Annotated in this window: 10 protein-coding genes and 2 pseudogenes; 8 read left to right on the top strand and 4 right to left on the bottom strand. The window is 73.0% G+C overall.

Translation table 11 applies throughout. The features are described 5' to 3' along the window. Positions 1-638: 638 nt before the first annotated feature. Positions 639-1,964 (bottom strand): annotated as a pseudogene (locus tag AW27_RS31065) (DUF6777 domain-containing protein); the annotation flags it as partial. A gap of 60 nt (positions 1,965-2,024) precedes the next feature. Here AW27_RS31065 and AW27_RS31060 point away from each other — a divergent pair. Next, on the top strand, positions 2,025-3,308 hold the full coding sequence (locus AW27_RS31060) for a streptophobe family protein (protein ID WP_037921855.1): 1,284 nt from the start codon (positions 2,025-2,027) through the stop codon (positions 3,306-3,308). A 96-nt stretch (positions 3,309-3,404) separates the two neighbouring features. On the opposite strand, the gene AW27_RS31055 is transcribed toward AW27_RS31060, so the two are convergent. Then, on the bottom strand, positions 3,405-4,070 hold the full coding sequence (locus AW27_RS31055; protein WP_304949935.1) for an SH3 domain-containing protein: 666 nt from the start codon (positions 4,068-4,070) through the stop codon (positions 3,405-3,407). 5 nt (positions 4,071-4,075) lie between these two features. After that, positions 4,076-6,451 (bottom strand): FHA domain-containing protein, encoded by a 2,376-nt coding sequence (locus AW27_RS31050; protein ID WP_037921853.1) that lies wholly within the window; start codon positions 6,449-6,451, stop codon positions 4,076-4,078. A 179-nt stretch (positions 6,452-6,630) separates the two neighbouring features. Between AW27_RS31050 and AW27_RS31045 the strand changes: the two genes are divergently transcribed. The 5 genes from AW27_RS31045 (at position 6,631) to AW27_RS31025 (ending at position 11,897) form a co-directional block, all read left to right on the top strand. Next, positions 6,631-7,638, top strand: a complete 1,008-nt coding sequence (locus AW27_RS31045) for a cation diffusion facilitator family transporter (protein WP_037921851.1) — start codon at positions 6,631-6,633, stop codon at positions 7,636-7,638. Between the two features lie 66 nt (positions 7,639-7,704). Next, a complete protein-coding gene (locus tag AW27_RS31040; RefSeq protein ID WP_037922838.1) occupies positions 7,705-8,205 on the top strand; it encodes an NUDIX hydrolase in 501 nt (166 codons plus the stop codon). 48 nt (positions 8,206-8,253) lie between these two features. Beyond that, positions 8,254-9,504, top strand: coding sequence for a Tm-1-like ATP-binding domain-containing protein (locus AW27_RS31035; protein ID WP_037921849.1), 1,251 nt, complete (start codon positions 8,254-8,256; stop codon positions 9,502-9,504). 135 nt (positions 9,505-9,639) lie between these two features. After that, a complete protein-coding gene (locus AW27_RS31030) occupies positions 9,640-11,289 on the top strand; it encodes a serine/threonine-protein kinase (RefSeq protein ID WP_037921846.1) in 1,650 nt (549 codons plus the stop codon). Further along, positions 11,286-11,897, top strand: coding sequence for a hypothetical protein (locus tag AW27_RS31025; protein ID WP_037921843.1), 612 nt, complete (start codon positions 11,286-11,288; stop codon positions 11,895-11,897). Before AW27_RS31030 ends, AW27_RS31025 begins: the two co-directional genes overlap by 4 nt. Here AW27_RS31025 and AW27_RS31020 read toward each other — a convergent pair. Beyond that, a pseudogene (locus AW27_RS31020) lies at positions 11,875-12,196 on the bottom strand (DUF6191 domain-containing protein). The gene AW27_RS31025 and the pseudogene AW27_RS31020 sit on opposite strands and share 23 nt — an antisense overlap. A 792-nt stretch (positions 12,197-12,988) precedes the next feature. On the opposite strand from AW27_RS31020, the gene AW27_RS31015 reads away from it, so the two are divergent. Together AW27_RS31015 and AW27_RS31010 are read left to right on the top strand one after the other, a co-directional pair. Then, complete coding sequence (locus AW27_RS31015) at positions 12,989-14,065, top strand: lipase family protein (RefSeq protein ID WP_052030595.1); 1,077 nt, start codon at positions 12,989-12,991, stop codon at positions 14,063-14,065. Continuing rightward, positions 14,053-16,938 (top strand): NACHT domain-containing protein, encoded by a 2,886-nt coding sequence (locus AW27_RS31010; protein WP_157840241.1) that lies wholly within the window; start codon positions 14,053-14,055, stop codon positions 16,936-16,938. Before AW27_RS31015 ends, AW27_RS31010 begins: the two co-directional genes overlap by 13 nt. Positions 16,939-17,001: the final 63 nt, after the last annotated feature.

Here is a 17,001-nt window from a genome sequence, read left to right as displayed (position 1 = left end):
CCGTGGACCTCGTGGGCCGGTGCGATGTATGTCGCACGCCGCGCGCTCTGGCGTTGTCACCGCGGGCAGAGGGTGTGCATCCCGCGGTTGCCACAGTTACCTACGGATGATATTAGTCACCGTCCATCCGATCGGCATCTCGGGCAGGCCCTCAATCCGTCCGGAATGGCGAACAATTCCCCTGCAAGGGCCATCCATTTCGAGCGCTGCCGCATCCTCGCAACGTCTCGCGCACCGCGGAGCCCGGCTTCGCCGGGCCGGCCCGCGCCACGGCCCGGACACGCGCGTCTTGGAAGCCCGTTCGTCAGCGTCGTGGACCAACAGGGCCTTCCGAACACGGTGGTCGGGGGCGGGCGGCTCTCACCCGTTTTCAACGGCCTTGTCCGGAGCGGACCGGCCGGGCTCGCCGGGGCCGGCTACCGGTTCCCGCCGTTGCCTCCGCCGTCGTTCCCGCCCCCGCCCTCGCGGCGCTACTCCGCAGACGGCGGGGCCTCGGGCTGCGGTGGGCGCGCCTCAGAGGGCGACGGTGACGGCTTGGTCGAGGGCGACGCCGCCGAGGTCCCCGGACCCGGCGGCGAGGGAGGTTCCGACGGGGATCCCGAGGGTGGCTCGGCCGAGGACGGTGACGAGGCGACCGTCGGTGAGGGGGAACCCGACGCCGGGGGCGTCGGCGAGACCGGCGGCGATCCGGACGGCGACTGCGACGGGGAGGCGGACGGTGAGGCCGAAGGCGTCGGCGTCGGGGACGGGGTCGTCGAGGGCGACGGCGAAACCGGGGGCGACGTGGGCGATGTCGGCGTCGGCGTGGGCGTCGTCGTCGGGGTCGGCGTGGGCGTCGTCGTGGGCGTGGGCGTCGGGGTCGTCGAGCCCGTGGGCGTGGGCGACGTCGACGGTGGTCCCGGCGGCTTCGAGCCGGTGTGCGTCGGGGTGACCGTGGGGCTCGGCGAGGTCGGCGGCGTCGGGACCACGGGCGGCGGGATCGGCCGGTCCGGCTTCCTGTCCTGGTGCGGGCCCTTGTCGCGCTCCAACCAGTGCCGGTTCTGGTGGTCGTAGATGACGATCTTCTTCATGGGCTGCACGGCCGGCGCGATGACGACCACCTTCGCCGGCTGGTACGAGGGCCACGTCTGCCCATAGCGCTTCGGGGCGGCCTTGAGCGGCACCGGCGGACCGAGCGGATTCCCACAGGCGCAGCGCACCCGCGGCACGCCCCGGTCGTCCACGAGCACGGCCGTCCCGGCCTGGAGCACGGCCTGGTAGCTGGTGACCTTGCCGTTCTGGAAGCCGTGGTTCGTGACCCGGGTGTCCAGCCGCAGCTGCACCGGGGTCAGCGAGCGCAGGTACCCGGGAACGGCAGCCGGTTGGATGCCGAGCGTGGATGCGAAGGCCTCGTTCTTGGCGGGCTCCGCGGCCAGCACGGTGATCTGCTTCTCGACGTCGCAGCTCGCCACGTCCTGAGTGCCCCCGTACACGCCGGGGGCGGATCCGCTGACGCTCCTGGTGCCCGTGGTGGTGCCGTCGGGGGCGGGGGCGGAGCCGGTCGTGGTGGGGGACGGCGCCGGGCTCACCGGAGGCGGCGCGTCCTCCTTCACCACGGTGGACTCGGTGAAGGGGTCGGGGCCGGCCGCGGCGGCCGGCTGGAGGAACACCTCGGCCCCGGCGCTCGGTGCGCCGTCGGGCCGGGTCAGCACCACCGCCAGGGTCACGGCCGCGACCACGGCGACGAGCGCGGTGACGAGGCGTGGGACGGACCGCCACCAAGGGCCCTTGTCCGGCCCCGGAGTTCCGGAACCTCCGGGACCGCCGGGACCGCTAGGCGGCCCGGTCGGCGGCGGGGGCGGCGGCACCTGCTGACCGCCCGACAGCGGCCCGGAAGGAGGCCCGGTGGGTCGCTCTGACGACGGCTGCCCGCCGGAGGATTGTGTGCTCACGGGCTCTTCTTCCCAGGAGGAGGGAGTTCCCATCGGACCATTGTGTGCGCCGTCCGGGTGGTGCCCGCAAGCCGGGAGTGCCACGGTTGCAGGGTGAGCCAGACAGCGAGATCGGCATCGTCCGGGGGCTCCGCGCGGGCGTGGCGCGACGCACTCGTCGCCGTCCTGGCCGGCTTCGCGGCGATGGTCGCGATCGCCGCGGCGGGCTTGGCGTGCGCCGGGGCCGGGGGCCTGCCGGAAGGGGCGTTCCCGCACGTGCTCGCCGCCGTCGTCGTGATGGGGGCCGGCGGCGCAGTGGAGGTCTCTGGTGACGCCGGGCTGCTGGCCGGCGCAGACGTGAGCCTGTCGGTGCTTCCGCTCTCGGTGAGCCTGGCCGGCGCTCTCGCGGCCGGCTACTGCTTCCTGCGCCCACTGCACAACCGGGCCGTGGCCGGGCCCCGGGAACTCCTCGGCCGCGCGGTTCCGTTGGTGGTGCTGTGGCTGCTCGCCCTGACCGGCGCGACGGCCCTGGCCCGGCAGGACTTCGGCATCTCCACCGGCGACTCCACCCTCGGGGTGATCGGCGAACTCCTCGACTCCGCGCCGACGGTGGGCTTCCGCGCCGACCTGCCCGCCACACTGCTGTTCGGACTGCTCTGGATCCTGGGCCTGTTGCTCATCGCCCTGCTCGTGTCGCGCCGCGCACCGCTTCCGGCGGCACTGGTCCGCTTCCACACCGCGGTGCGTCCGGCCGCTTTCGCCACCACCCTGCTGCTCCTCACCTACGTCGTGATCGGCGTCGCGGTCGGCCTGGTGGCGGCCGCGACCCAGGGCAACGCCGGCCGGACCCTTGCCGTACTCCTGCTGGCCCTGCCGAACCTCGTCTGGATCGCCCTCACCCTGGGCTTCGGCGGAGCCTGGGAATCCCGGGTGGAAGGGGCCTTCGGGCTGCCGATGCCGCCGCTCGTGGACGAGGTGCTGCGCGATGCCGACGGAGCCCCCGTCGATGTGGCGTCCTTCGCGGCCCGGGACCCGCGGGCGTGGTGGCTGGTGGTGGTGGCCGCCGTACTGCTGCTCGGCGCGGGCGTGCTGGCGGCCGTGCGCTCCCCGGCGCATGTCCGGCCCTGGCAGCACGCCCTGCATCTGGGGGCGGCCCTCGCCCTGGCCACCCTGACGGTCTGCCTGCTGGCCCGGGTCGGGGCCGAGTACGGGCTGTCGCTGCTGGGCATCGGCGAGGTGGACGCCCTCGGCGGGAAGATCGTGCTGGACCCCGTGCTGTGGCGCACGGTCGGCCTCGGCCTCCTGTGGGGGGCGGTGGCGGGCTTCCTCGGTGGCGTCCTGGCCCGCCCGCTGCATCGCCGCGGGCAGGTGGACGCCCCCGCCGCGACACACGCCTGACCGGGCGGACGCACCCCCGGCCCGGTGTCCGCCGCGGGGCGCCCCGCGGCGGAACTCCGCTTCGGTGCCCGAGCCCTCGGTGCCCGAGCCCGTCCTTCACTCCGGTGCGGAATCGCCCGCGTCCACGATCCGGGTCGGGGTGGCCCCGGCGGGCCGGCCCGCCGGGGGGCCCTCGGGCGGCGCGGCCGGCCCCGGTCGGGCCGCACCGGCGCCGTCATGATCCGCCGTCGACGGGTGCCCCCGGGTGGTCCCCGGCCCCTCGGTCACCGCGTAGGTCGCCAGGCGGGTCCCGTCGCCGTACATCCACCGCCCCGCGTTCTCGTCGTAGAGCCACACCGACTCCCCGTCGAGGACCACACCCGCCCGCAGCCCGCGCAGGGAGCGCCGGAAGGCGTCGGTGTCGGCGCGGCCGGAGGCCAGCTCGTCCACGGCGTGCCGGTAGCGCTCCAGGGCGTCGGCGCCGCGCTGCAGCAGCGGCCTCGGGTGCTCGGCACGTACGGACGGCCCCTCCCCCGTGGTCGGCGGCGGCTGCGGAACCGCCAGGAGGAGCCGCCCGTCGACCCAGGCGCTCCATCCGTTGGCGCACAGGATCTCCCCCCACTCCCCGCGCCGGGACAGCAGCTGCACCGGCAGGAAGGCGTCCAGGGCCGCGGTCGGCCGGGATACGTCGGGGGCCTCCCAGGCGGGCAGACCCGGCGGCGGCACCACGTGGGTGGGCCGGAAGTCCGCCACGGAGGTCCCGGAATCCATGGAGCTGCTCATGAGGCCTACTTCCGCATGATCGCGGGCTCGTGCCGGCGCAGCAGCCTCGCCACCAGCACTCCGAAGAGGACGGACAGGACCACCAGCATGCCCAGGTTCAGCAGCCACACCCCGGGACTGTGCGCGAACAGCGGGTCGTCGGTGAGCGGGCCGGGCACGATCGCACCGAGGTCGATGGTGCCCGCCATGGCACCGAGGGCCCAGCGCGAGGGGACCAGCCAGGCCAGCTGCTCGATGACGGGCACGCCGTCCAGCTCCAGCAGCGCCCCGCAGAAGACCACCTGCACGATGGCCAGGAGGACCAGCAGCGGCATGGTGACCTCCTCCTTGCGGACCAGGGCGGAGACCAGTAGGCCGAGCATCATCGCGCTGAACGCCAGCAGCGCCACGGCGATGGTGATCTCGAGGAGAGGATTCAGGAGCACGCCGCGGCCGCCCGGTGCGTTCAGGTCCACTCCGTAGAGTGCCACCAGGGTGAGGACCACCGCCTGGGCGACGGTGACCGCGCCCAACACCACGACCTTGGACATCAGGTAGGCGGAGCGGGAGAGCCCCACGGCCCGCTCCCGCCGATAGATGACCCGCTCCTTGACCAGTTCGCGCACGGCGTTGGCGGCCCCGGTGAGGACGCCGCCGACGGACAGGATGAGCAGGGCGTTGATCGCGGTCTCCTGGGTGAGCCTGCTGCCGGCCAGGGCGCGGGCCATGGCCCCCATGACGAAGGGCAGCGCGATCATGATGGCGAGGAAGGTCCGGTCCGCGGCGAGTGCGGCCGCGTAGCGCCGTACGAGGGTGGACAGCTGGGATCCCCAGCTCTGCGCCTTGGGAGGCGCGGGGACGAAGCCGGCCGCTGGGGCGGCCCCGGCGGCCGCCCGGTCGTCCCCGCCGTGCCAGGGCTGGCGGGCCCCGCCCAGGACGTAGGTGCGGTGGGCCGTCGAGGCCGCGTACTCCCCCGCCCAGTCGCGGCCGCGCTGGTTCTCGAAGGCCTCGAATGCCTCGGGCCACTGCGAGAAGCCGAAGAAGCCGAGCGTCGCCGCGGGCGGCCCGTAGTAGGCGATGCGGCCGCCCGGGGCGAGGACCAGCAGCCGGTCGCAGACGTCGAGGCTGAGGACGCTGTGGGTGACCACGATGACGGTGCGGCCGTCGTCGGCGAGGCCGCGCAGCATGTGCATCACCGAGCGGTCCATGCCCGGGTCGAGGCCGGAGGTGGGCTCGTCCAGGAAGAGCAGGGAGGGTTTGGTGAGCAGTTCTAGGGCGACGGACACGCGTTTGCGCTGGCCGCCGGAGAGGCTGTGGATGGGCTGGTCGGCGCGCTGTTCGAGGCCGAGTTCGCCGATCACCTCGTCGACCCGCCGCCGGCGTTCGGCCTTCGCGGTGTCCTGTGGGAAGCGTAGTTCGGCGGCGTAGGAGAGGGCGCGCCGGACGGTGAGCTGGGAGTGCAGGATGTCGTCCTGGGGCACGAGTCCGATGCGGCTGCGCAGTTCGGCGTAGTCGCGGTACAGGTCGCGGCCGTCGTAGAGGACGGCGCCCCGGTCGGCGGGGCGCAGGCCGGTGAGGGCGCCGAGCAGGGTGGACTTGCCGGCTCCGCTGGGACCGATGACGGCGAGCAGGCATTTGGCGCCCACGGGGAAGGAGACCCCGTCGAGGAGGGTCTTGCGACCTCGGTCGACGGCGACGGTGAGGCCCTGCACGTCCAGGGTGACCTCGCCCGTGTCCTCGTACTCCTGGAGCCGGTCGCCGACGAGGCAGAAGGCCAGGTGGCCGATGCCGACGATGTCTCCCTCGGCGAGGGGGGCTGCGCCCGTGACCGGGGCGCCGTTGAGGTAGGTGCCGTTGTGGCTGCCGAGGTCGGCGATCTCGTAGCCGCCGTCGGGGAGGGCCCGCAGCTCGGCGTGTCGGCGTGACACGTCGAGCTCGTCGATGACGAGGTCGTTGTCGGTGGCGCGCCCGATGCGCACGGTGGTGCGGGCGGGCAGCGGCAGGACGGCGCTCGGCCGGCGGAAGGTGGTGGTCATCGACGGGTTGGAGACCCTGGAAGGCCGGGCTCCGGCACCGGGGGGCCGGGGCGCGGTGAGGACGGCCCGCGGGCCGTCCCGTGCGTCGCCGAAGCGCAGTTCGCTGCCGACGCCGACGCTCCACTCGTGGATGCGGTGGCCGTCGGCCCAGGTGCCGTTGGTGCTGTCCTCGTCCTCCACCGTCCAGTGGTCGCCGTCGGGGCGCAGGACCGCGTGGTGCCAGGAGACGCGGGCGTCCTCGAAGCAGATCTCGCAGAGCGGGTCCCTGCCGACGTGGTAGGTCCGGCCCGGGCTCATCGCTGTGGAGCCCGTGGCGGTTTCCAGGACGAGCTCGGGCGCGGTCGGCACACCGGGGCGCTGGACCATGAGCAGATTTTCCCACGATCACGCCACCCTGGCAGCGGCCGGATGAAACCGCAGGTCAGGGGCCTCTTATGGGGAATGACAACGGTCCCCGTTGCAGCCTTTGCCCATCACGTCCGGGTGCGCTTCACTTCACGCGACGGGAACCGAACAAACGGCTGCCGCGACGCGAAGGGGATGCCATGACCGGGCACGACCACGGGCACGACGACCACGGCCACGGGCCCGGCGGCCACAGCCACGGCGTGTCCGCCGACGCCGACCGCCGCTGGCTGGCCATCGCGCTCGGCCTGATCGGCGGGTTCATGGCCGTCGAGGTGGTCATCGGCGTCATGGCGCACTCGCTGGCTCTGATCTCCGACGCGGCCCACATGCTGACGGACGCCGTCTCGATCGTCCTCGCGCTGATCGCCATGCGGCTGGCCGCCCGCCCGGCCCGCGGCGGTTTCACGTACGGCCTCAAGCGGGCGGAGATACTGTCCGCCCAGGCCAACGGCCTGACGCTGCTGCTGCTGGCCGCCTGGCTGGCGTACGAGGCGGTGCGCAGGCTGATGGACCCGCCGCCGGTGGAGGGCGGGCTGGTCCTGGTGACGGCCCTGGCGGGCATCGTCGTCAACGTGGCCGCGGCCTGGTGCATCTCCCGGGCGAACCGCTCGTCGCTGGCGGTGGAGGGCGCCTACCAGCACGTCCTGAACGACCTGTTCGCCTTCATCGGAACGGCCGTCGCCGGTCTGGTCGTCATGACGACCGGGTTCCGGCAGGCCGACGCGATCGCCACGCTCGTGGTCGTGGCCCTGATGGTCAGGGCGGGCTACGGACTGGTCCGCGACTCCGGGCGGATCTTCCTGGAGGCCGCGCCCGCCCATGTGGACCCGGACGCGGTCGGCGACCGCCTCGTCGGGCACCCGCCGGTCGCCGAGGTGCACGACCTGCACATCTGGACGATCACCTCGGGACAGGCCGCGCTCTCCGCACACGTACTGGTCGAACCGGCGGGCGACTGCCACGCCGTACGCCGGGAGCTGGAGCGGCTACTGGACGAGGAGTACGGGATCACCCACACCACGCTGCAGGTGGACCACGTGCAGGACTCCCTCCTCTCGGTCGGCCGGCGGGGCGAGGCCGCCTACGACCCGCACTGCGCGGACGCGCACGGACCGGTCCACCGGGAGGGCCCGCACGACCACTGACCGGTGCACGACCACTGACCGGTGCACGACCACTGACCCGCGCCGGTACGGGGCATGTATGGGCCCATGACGAACAAGCGCAGCGCCGGACTGCTCCTCTTCCGGCGGACGGACGGGGCGGGGGCGCGGGCGCCCTCGCGGCCGGGGCCCGGGGTCGAGGTCCTGCTCGGGCACATGGGCGGCCCGTTGTGGTCGGGGAGGACCTCCGGGGACTGGGCCATCCCCAAGGGCGAGTACGGGCCGGAGGAGACCCCGCGCGACGCCGCCCGCCGGGAGTTCACCGAAGAGATCGGCCTGCCCCCGCCGGAGGGCGAGTACCTGCCGCTGGGCGAGGTACGGCTCTCCAGCGGGAAGCTGGTGACCATCTGGGCGGTGGAGGCGGACCTCGATCCGGCGCTCATGGTGCCGGGGACCTTCACCCTGGAGTGGCCCCCGCGTTCGGGGAACGTCCAGGAGTTCCCGGAGCTGGACCGGGTCGCCTGGTGCACTCCCGAGATGGCGCAGAGCATGCTGATCCCTGCGCAGCTCCCCTTCCTGGAAAGACTGTTGGCGCTGCTGAAGGCTTGACCAGAGCTCGTACTTGCCAACGTTCCCGCATGCCTGGACATTGCAGCTATGACGAACGTCGTGCTGGTGGGAACCCTGGACACCAAGGGTGTGGAGTACGGCTGGCTGCGCGAGCGGCTGCTGCGGGCCGGCGTCGAAGTGGTGCTCGTCGACACGGGGATCATGGGTGAACCCCGGGTCGCCGCGGACGTACCGCGCGCCGCCGTGGCCCGGGCCGCGGGAACCGAACTGTCCCTCCTGCGATCGGCCGCCGACCGGGGCGCGGCCGTGACCACGATGGCCCGGGGCGCCGAGGCCACCCTGCTGCGCCTGCACGCCGAGGGCCGGCTGCACGGAGTCCTGGCGATCGGCGGCAGCGGCGGTACCTCCATCGCCACCCGGGCGATGCGCGCGCTGCCGCTGGGCGTCCCGAAACTGATGGTCTCGTCCATGGCGTCCGGGGACACCGCCCCGTACGTGGGCACCTCGGACATCACGATGATGTACAGCGTGGTGGACATCGCGGGGATCAACAGCGTCTCCGCACCGATCCTGGCGAACGCCGTGGCGGCCATCGCCGGGATGGCCGGATCCTTCGCCCGCGGCTCGGCGGAGCGCCCGGCGCGGCTGGGGGCGGGCCCCCGTCCGCTGGTCGCGGCGAGCATGGCTGGTGTGACCACGTCCGGCGTGGACGCGGCGCGCGAGCGACTGACCGAACTCGGCTACGAGGTGCTCGTCTTCCACGTGACCGGTACCGGAGGCCGGACGCTGGAGAGCCTGGCGGCCCAGGGGGTCTTCGCCGGGGTGCTCGACCTGACCCTCAGCGAACTCGCCGACGACCTGTGCGGGGGCGTGCTGACCGCGGGTCCCGACCGGCTCAGCGCGGCAGGCCGGGCGGGCGTGCCCCAGGTGGTGAGCCTGGGCGCGCTGGACATGGTGAAGTTCGGCCCGCTGGAGTCCCTGCCCCAGCGGGTCCTGGACCGGGGCGTCCACGTCCACAACCCGTCGATCACGGTGATCCGCACCAGCGAGGCCGAGTGCGCGGAGCTCGGCCGCCGGGTCGCCGCCAAACTCCGCGCGGCGACCGGGCACACGGCCGTCTGCGTCCCGCTCCGCGGACTGTCCACACTCGGCGCGCCGGGCGGCCCGTACCATGACCCCCGCGCGGACGGGGCACTGTTCTCGGCACTGCGCGAGGGCTTGCGGGGCAGTGCCGTACGGCTCTACGACTACGACACGCACATCAACGACCCGGCCTTCGGGCGGGCGGCCGCGGACCGGCTGCACGCCATGATCGGCGCGGAGTCGACCGCGGCCTGAGGCACCGCACACCGTCGGGAACCGGCCGTGGCCCGAAACACGTCCCATGGGGAGTCCGGGCCGGCCGGTGACATGGGCGGATCCGGCGTCGCACGGCAGGCAGCAGGCAGAGGCAGCAGGCAGGGGGCAGGAACGATGAACGACACGCGGGCGGCATGGTCTGTCCCCGGTTACACCGAGGTCCGCGAGCTCGGCTCGGGCGGCAGCGGCCGGGTGGTGCTCGCCGTCCACGACGCCACGGGCACGGCGGTCGCCGTCAAGTACCTCAGCGACCGGCTGCGCGAGGACCCCGCCTTCGTCGGGGAGTTCCGCGCCGAGGCCCGGCTGCTCGGCGGGCTGGAGTCTCCGTACGTGGTGCGCCTGTACGAGTACGTGGAGGCGCCCGGCGGCGCCGCCATCGTGATGGAGCTGGTGGACGGCGTCTCGCTGCGCGCGCTGCTCAAGCAGTCCGGCCAGGCCGACGCCGAGGCCGCGCTGGTGGTCCTCAAGGGGTCCCTGCTGGGCCTGGCGTCGGCGCACCGGACGGGCGTCGTGCACCGGGACTACAAGCCGGAGAACGTGCTGGTCGCGGCCGACGGCTCGTCGAAGCTGGTGGACTTCGGGATCGCGGCGAACCGCGGCAGCACCCCCGGTGTCGCCGGCACTCCCGCCTACATGGCGCCCGAGCAGTGGCAGGGCCGGCCCGCGTCGCCCGCCGCCGACGTGTACGCGGCCACGGCGACGTTCTTCGAGTGCCTCACCGGGCGCAAGCCCTACGACGGGCAGAACTTCGCCGAGCTCGCGGTCCAGCACATCGAGGCGCCGGTGCCGGAGACCGAGGCCCCGGAGCCCGTGCGTCCGCTGATCCGGCGCGGTCTCGCCAAGGCGCCCGAGCAGCGGCCGGAGAACGCCGAAGCGTTCGTGGCCGAACTGGAGGACGTGGCGCTGGCCGCGTACGGGCCCGATTGGGAGGAACGCGGTCAGCGCAAGCTGGCGGCGCTGGCCGCGCTGCTGCCGCTGCTGTTCCCTTCGGCGGGCGGGTCGGCGGCGGGCACCACCGCCGTGGCGACGACGAAGGTGGAGAGCGGCTCGGGCTGGGCTCCCGGCAAGCGCGGCTGGATCGCGGCGGGGGTGTCCCTGGTCCTGGGGGCGGTGCTGGTGCTGACGACGGACGCGAGCGGCGCCGCCCCGGGCGGGGCGTCGGCGCTGAGCGCCTTCGCCACGACGAGCGCGGCCCCTCCCGGGTCGGCCTCCCCCACCCCCGACGCGTCCGCGTCCGCTTCGGCCTCGCCGTCGCCGTCGCCGAGTCCGAGCGCTTCGGCCTCGCCGAGCCCCTCGCCGTCCGCTTCCCCGTCCGCTTCCCCGTCCGCCTCGACCTGGCCGTCGCCGTCGCCGTCGCTGTCGCTGTCGCCGAGTCCCACGACCGGGCGGCCGACGGTGAGCTGGTCCCCCACGCCCCGGCCCACGCCGACGCCGACCCTGCGGGTCACGAACGTCTCCGTGTCCCTCAAGACCGGCGTCTACCACGGCGATGCGGGCATCACGGTCTCCTCCCAGGGCACCGGGCCGGTGACCGTGGTGGTGGAGTGGTTCCTCGGCGGCTCTCAGGGTTCCTTCTCCGTGCCCGACGGCAGCGAGTCGTTCACGGTCGAGGGCGGTTCGACCGCCACCGCGACCAGGTCGCACACCTTCAGCCGTGACCGCGGCTGCTACGGCGGGGTCCGGGTGACCACCAAGCCCACCGCCGGGAACAAGTCCGCGTCGGCCTCGCAGTACCTGGCCCGCTGCGTGGAGGTGCCACGATGAGCGGTTCCCGCGCCCCCGAGGGCGACGACTACAGCGCGACCGTCCTGGGCAGCCACTGGTTCAGCGGACCGCCCGGTGCGCCGGAGCCGGTGGCGCCCGACCGCGTCGAGGGGTCCGTACTCCGCTTCGGGCCCGGGGTCACGGCGGCCATGCCCGCGCCGTTCCCGCTGGACGCGGCCGTGGCCGTGGCCGCCGCACCCCGGCGGCGACGGGGTGCGGGGCTGCGCCGGTACGCACTCGCCGCAACCGTGCTGGCCGCGGTCCTGGCGTACCTCGGGTGGCAGCGGTTCGGGCCCGGGATCGAGGTCCGCGACGTGGCCGTGAGCACCGATCCGGCCGGTCCCGGCTGCGACGGGACCGCCGACGTGGTGGCCGTCGTGGCCACCGACGGCCGCCCGGGAACGCTCGCCTACCGCTGGGTCCGCAGCGACGGCACCAAGTCCGAGAAACTGACGGAACGGGTTCCACGCGGGCAGCGCGAGGCCAGGCTGCACCTGCTGTGGACGTTCCGGGGCGCGGGCACCTACCAGGCCAAGGCCGAGCTCCAGCTGCTGTCGCCCGGGCAGCGCACGGCCTCGGTGAACTTCACGTACCGCTGCGCCCCGTAGCAGGCACGCGGATGACGACGAGACCGCCGTCGAGGTCCACGCGGGTGCGCGGGGAGCACCGTCCTCCTCGTCGTCGCGCAGCACGAGGGCGCTCTGGCGCTCCGTCAGTTCGTTCTGCTTGCCGGGCGAGAAACTGGCGTGCAGTTACTCGAAGCACGTGGCGGAGATCCGCCCTGGCGCCGGTTCCGCCGCCAGGGGTGCAGACCGGCACGGCCGGCCCGCACCAGCGCGTGGTCGAGGAAGGCCATCGCGGTGAGCAGGATGGCCGGCCCCGGAAGGGTCATGAACCTGTCCCGCATGGTCATCAACGCTCTCCCTCGATCCCTGCAAGGGACAGGCCCGCGGCGGCAACCAGATGTCGCAGTTCCGCGGCGAGACGTTCACGAGCCGTCGTGTCCCCCACGGCGCTCTCCCCGTTCGGTCCGAACTCCGCTGAAGGATATTCCACCAGGTCCCACCTGGCTTGACGTCCCCTTCGGTGGAATGCGCACGCACTGAACCACAGCCGCTCCAGGCTCTCTTGCCGGTGTCGGACAGGAAAGGCACGAGGGAGAGGGCCATGAGGATGTTCACCACAGGGGAGCATGAGCAGCGGCGGGTGCATCGCAGCCTCGCCCAGCACCGTCGAACACTGCGGTCGCTGACCCGCACGGCCGCACACGGCATCGTCCGCGGAGCAGCGAGCGCCTGTCGGTGCCTCCGCGATCGGTGGATCACCCGGTGGGTCCAGCAGCGCTGATCCGGCGGAACATCGTTGCGCGGTGCGCCGCAGCGGTGGGATCCCCTGCACGATCCCGCCGGCGACGGCCGGGTGGACGGCGCTGTCCCGCAAGGTGCCGGTACCTCGGGTGCCGGTACCTCGGGCTTTGTGTGCCGGGGCACGGGGTGTGCTAAGAAATGGCTCCTCGAAGCCGGCCATGCCCGGACCCCGGGGGGATCGGGCTCTCATCGTGTCCCGGCTTGGCCCCAAGGACAGAGGTGGCGGGGTGTACCGATCCGTGGTCTTCGTACACGGCACGGGAGTGCGCGCGAAGAAGTTCTCCGAAACCCTGACGAGGATCAGAGGCAAATTACAGGTCAGGGCTCCCGACTTGGACGTCCGAGGCGTGTACTGGGGCGACACGCACGGAGTGCGCCTGAATCTCGGCGGGCTGTCGATTCCCGACTACCACCGCACGCACGGAGGCGAGAAGGAGAGCGCCGAGGACGCGCGACTGGGCCACTGGGCCGTCCTCTACCTGGACCCCTGGTACGACCTGCGGCTCCTGCGTCTCGCCCCCGACGCCACCGCTCGCGACGAACGGGCCTTCCTGGCCACGGTCAACGGCTACCGGCCGAGGCCCCGGACGGCCGCCGCCCTTCGCGACGCCGGACTCGACTCCTACTTCGAACTGGCCCTCGAGGACCTGCGCCGCACTGCGGAACTCCGTTGGGCCGCCAAGACCGTCGACCGGTCCGGTGTCCAGCACCGGGCGGCGGTCGCCATCGCGTTGGTCGCTCACACTCTCGCGGCCGCCGAGCGCGACGGAAGGACGACTCCGGTCGGACAGGTCCGCGACACCTTGCACTCGCATGTGGTCGGGGATCTTTCCGCCCAGGACCGGGGTGCCGAGAAGCCCTTCAGAAGGGTCGCCGTTTCCCTCGCCGCGCCGATCGCGACGTGGTACGGCCGGCAGCACCGCGGTGCCATGAGCGACGGGGCGGCCCCTCTCACCGGAGACATCCTCCGCTACCAGGTGCACGGCAGGGGCATGCGCGAGGAGATAGCCGCGGTGGTGGCCTCGGCCCCCGGCGACGCGGTCACGCTGATCGGGCACAGCCTCGGCGGCATCGCCTGCGTGGAGCTGCTCGCCAATGCGGCGGCGACGGAGGGAACGGCGAAGGTCGACCAGCTCGTCACCGTGGGGAGCCAGGCCTCGCACCTCTACGAGCTCGATGCCCTCGCCTGCCTGCCGTTCGTACGGGAGGTGGAATTTCCCGCGCATTTCCCCGAGCGCTGGCTGAACGTGTTCGACCGCAGGGACTTCCTCTCGTATCCCGCCCAGCCGGTGTTCGGGAGGCGGGTTCAGGACCTGCAGGTCGACAACGAGCAGCCGTTCGTCGAGTCGCACAGCGCCTACTGGGACAACGATGCGATGTGGGAGGCGGTCACCGCATGGATCGGTTGAACGGGGGGCCGGTGGATCCCGCAGGGGTCGCGGCCGCTCTTGTCGGCATCGAGGTCTACGCGGACGGTGACGCGTACGGCGAACTTCCCGGGCCGGCCCGGGACGCGCTGTGCTTCGCGGAGTGGCTGCGGGCTTGTGGCGTCCCCGCGGAGAACATCACCCTGCTGCTCGCCCCGACCCGCGACTTCGCCTCGGAGGCAGCCGCACGGGCAGCCGGCCTGGGCCTGTCCGTCGTTCCGGCCACCGCCGACCTCGTGCGGAAGACGTTCACCGGACTCGACCGGGCCCACCGGCTGCTTTTCACGTACTGGGGCGGCCACGGTGTGATCGCGCCCTCGACCATGAAGCGCCACCTCGTCCTCTCCGAGTCGACCGAGCGCGACCCGCAGAGCATGCTCTTCGACGACCTGCGCCGTTACCTGGCCTGCGAGGACGAGGACCACCTCGAACTGACCCGGCAGATCTTCATCGTCGACACCTGCGGCTGGTACTTGAAGCGGCGGGAACGGGAACCGGTGCCCCGGCTCTTCCCGCAGGGCGAGCTGTCCGACAAGGAGGTGGACCAGTACGTCCTGTTCGCCAGCCGCGACGGGCAGGGAGCCATCAACGACTCTGGGGGCGGCACGACCGAGTTCGCCCAGCAGGTGCTCCGCCATCTCCGCTCCCGCCCGCGCATTCTCCCGCCGGACGTGGAGGAACTCACCCGGCGGGTCGACGGGTACTTCTCCGACCCCGCTCGGGCCACGGACATCACGCAGACGCCCGTGAGCATCCGCAACCGCAGCTTCGCGGGCTCCGAACGGGATCTCGGCAGCGCACTGCTCCGGGAACGCCGGGTGCTGCCCGTCGCCCCCGCCCATTTGCAGGATGCGCTCGGCCGCCTGCACGAGAGGTCCACCCGCCACGTCGGACGGTTCGCGCTGTCCAAATCCGGCATCGGGGCCCATGCGGGACTGCACGCCATCAACGTCGGCTACACCACCGTGGACGTGCGCGCGGGTGTCCCCAACCGGGCGGCGTACGCGACCGTGCGGCACTTCTACGACGCGATCCCGGACGGCCGCCTCGTCGTCCGGGGGCCCGCCGGGTCGGGGAAGACCGTGCTCGCCGTACACCTCGCGACCGAACTCCTCGAGAGCCGTGCGAAGGACGAGCCGGTGCCCGTGCTGCTGACCCTCGTCAACTGGCGTACCCCACCCGTCGAGTCCAGGCCCGACGGCTCGCAGGCCGGCTACGACCGTCTCGTACGGCACTTCGAGGGTTGGCTCGTCGGCCAGTTACTCGGGCAGAAGCTGTGCGACGACGCACAGACCGCGAGGGAGCTGGTCGAGGGGCGTTGGCTCCTTCCGGTCCTCGACGGACTGGACGAGGTGCACACACCCCGCGAGGCCGAGGCGGACGGGCCTGCGGGATACCTCGTGGCGGCCATCGACCGCTATCTGACAGCCGCCAGCGGCCGACCCGCCCCCGTGGTTGTCACTATGCTCGGTACGGGGGACGATGAGTTGCGGCCCGGTCCGTCCTCGGCATGCGTGGTGGAGATGCAGCGACTGTCCGTTCCGGAGATCGTGGGCGCACTGACCGACGGGATCCCGGGCTACCCGGCCGGCGAGGAGTGGGAGGCGCTGCGCGCCGATCTGCGGCTCGATGAGGGAAGCACCGCGGCCCGCCGCCTGGACTCCCCCTGGAAGCTCGTACTGGCGGTCAAGGCGGTCGCAGGGCCTCGCCCCCAGGTGCCGGTCCCGGAACTGGTCAGCGCCCTGGTGCGCACGGGCGACGGCGCGGACGAGGCACTGCACGAGCGGCTCCTGGCAGCCTTCGTCCCGGCCGCGTGCTCGGACGCCGTGGTGGCCGAACCCCGTCCGCCGGACGCGCCGACGGCCGTGCGGTGGCTGGCGGTGCTGGCCCGGCACCTCGGCCGTCACACGTCCGAGGACCTCACCCTCAGCCGCATGTGGGTCATCGCGGGCGAGAGGCGGGTACGCGCGGTGCAGGCGGTGGCGCACGTGGGGATCGTGCTCTTCTTCTGCGTGGCCTGTGTGCTGGCTGCCGTCGGGGGGCCCGGCAACGCCGTGGCCACGGCGGGGCGCCTGATCGACGGGACGGCCGATCTGTCGGGCACGACAGGCCGCAGAGTGTGTGCGGCCGCCGTCTTCAGCGTCGTCGTCATCGTGGCAGCCGCCGCGACAGGGATGGCGCCGCGGACGTGGGTGCCGGTGGTCAAGCGCCGTACGCGAGGCCTGCGTGAACGCTTCACGGGTCCCAAACGGTCCCGCCTGCCGCTGAGCATCCTGTCGGGCCTGGAGATCGGCGGAGCCATCGGCCTGGCCTTTGGCCTGGGCACGTTCCTGCTCTTCGGCCCGCTCGCGGGACTCGTCGTCGGGTCGGTGATCCTGGTGGTTCTGGGGTATGGCATGGAGGCCAAGGTCGGACTGGACCGTACCCTGAGCGGCAACTTCTTCCCGGCCTACTACTGGCTGTGGGACGTTCTGGGACTGCTGGCGGGAGCGGCGACGGGCGCGGTCGTCTTCTGGCTGGTCGACTACGCGCCCCTGTCGGGTGCGGCCTTCGGGGCCGCCGTGGGCTTCTTCGCGGCCTTCGCCGTGGGACTGATCGGCTGGCTGCGGTACGTCATCGCCATGACGATGATGAAGCGGCGCGGCCTGCTTCCCTGGAAGGTCGCGGCGTTCCTCGACTGGGGACACCGGGCGGGAGTGCTGCGCGTCCACGGCGTCTCGTGGCAGTTCCGGCACGCGGAGCTCCAGCGCTGGCTGGCGGCCCGGGGCGAAGAGCGCCCGCCGCGGTCCCGGCCCGCGTCGTCGGGCCGGGCCCGCGGCGGACTCCGCGCGCGCGTCCTACCCCGAGTCGAATGACACTCCCACACCGCTGGTGAGGTTGGCCCGCGGCACGGGTCGGGAAAAGGCCATGTCCGCACG

This window comes from Streptomyces sp. PCS3-D2 (assembly GCF_000612545.2).
In the GTDB taxonomy this organism is placed as follows: domain Bacteria; phylum Actinomycetota; class Actinomycetes; order Streptomycetales; family Streptomycetaceae; genus Streptomyces.
The sequence above is the reverse complement of the archived record's forward strand: the minus strand, read 5'-3'. Positions and strand labels throughout refer to the sequence as shown.

Bases quoted from the DNA above. Each gene is read 5' to 3' on its own strand.
- AW27_RS31055 (WP_304949935.1), bottom strand. From the start codon at position 4,070: ATGAGCAGCTCCATGGATTCCGGGACCTCCGTGGCGGACTTCCGGCCC.
- AW27_RS31050 (WP_037921853.1), bottom strand. From the start codon at position 6,451: ATGGTCCAGCGCCCCGGTGTGCCGACCGCGCCCGAGCTCGTCCTGGAA.
- AW27_RS31045 (WP_037921851.1), top strand. From the start codon at position 6,631: ATGACCGGGCACGACCACGGGCACGACGACCACGGCCACGGGCCCGGC.
- AW27_RS31040 (WP_037922838.1), top strand. From the start codon at position 7,705: ATGACGAACAAGCGCAGCGCCGGACTGCTCCTCTTCCGGCGGACGGAC.
- AW27_RS31035 (WP_037921849.1), top strand. From the start codon at position 8,254: ATGACGAACGTCGTGCTGGTGGGAACCCTGGACACCAAGGGTGTGGAG.
- AW27_RS31030 (WP_037921846.1), top strand. From the start codon at position 9,640: ATGAACGACACGCGGGCGGCATGGTCTGTCCCCGGTTACACCGAGGTC.
- AW27_RS31025 (WP_037921843.1), top strand. From the start codon at position 11,286: ATGAGCGGTTCCCGCGCCCCCGAGGGCGACGACTACAGCGCGACCGTC.
- AW27_RS31010 (WP_157840241.1), top strand. From the start codon at position 14,053: ATGGATCGGTTGAACGGGGGGCCGGTGGATCCCGCAGGGGTCGCGGCC.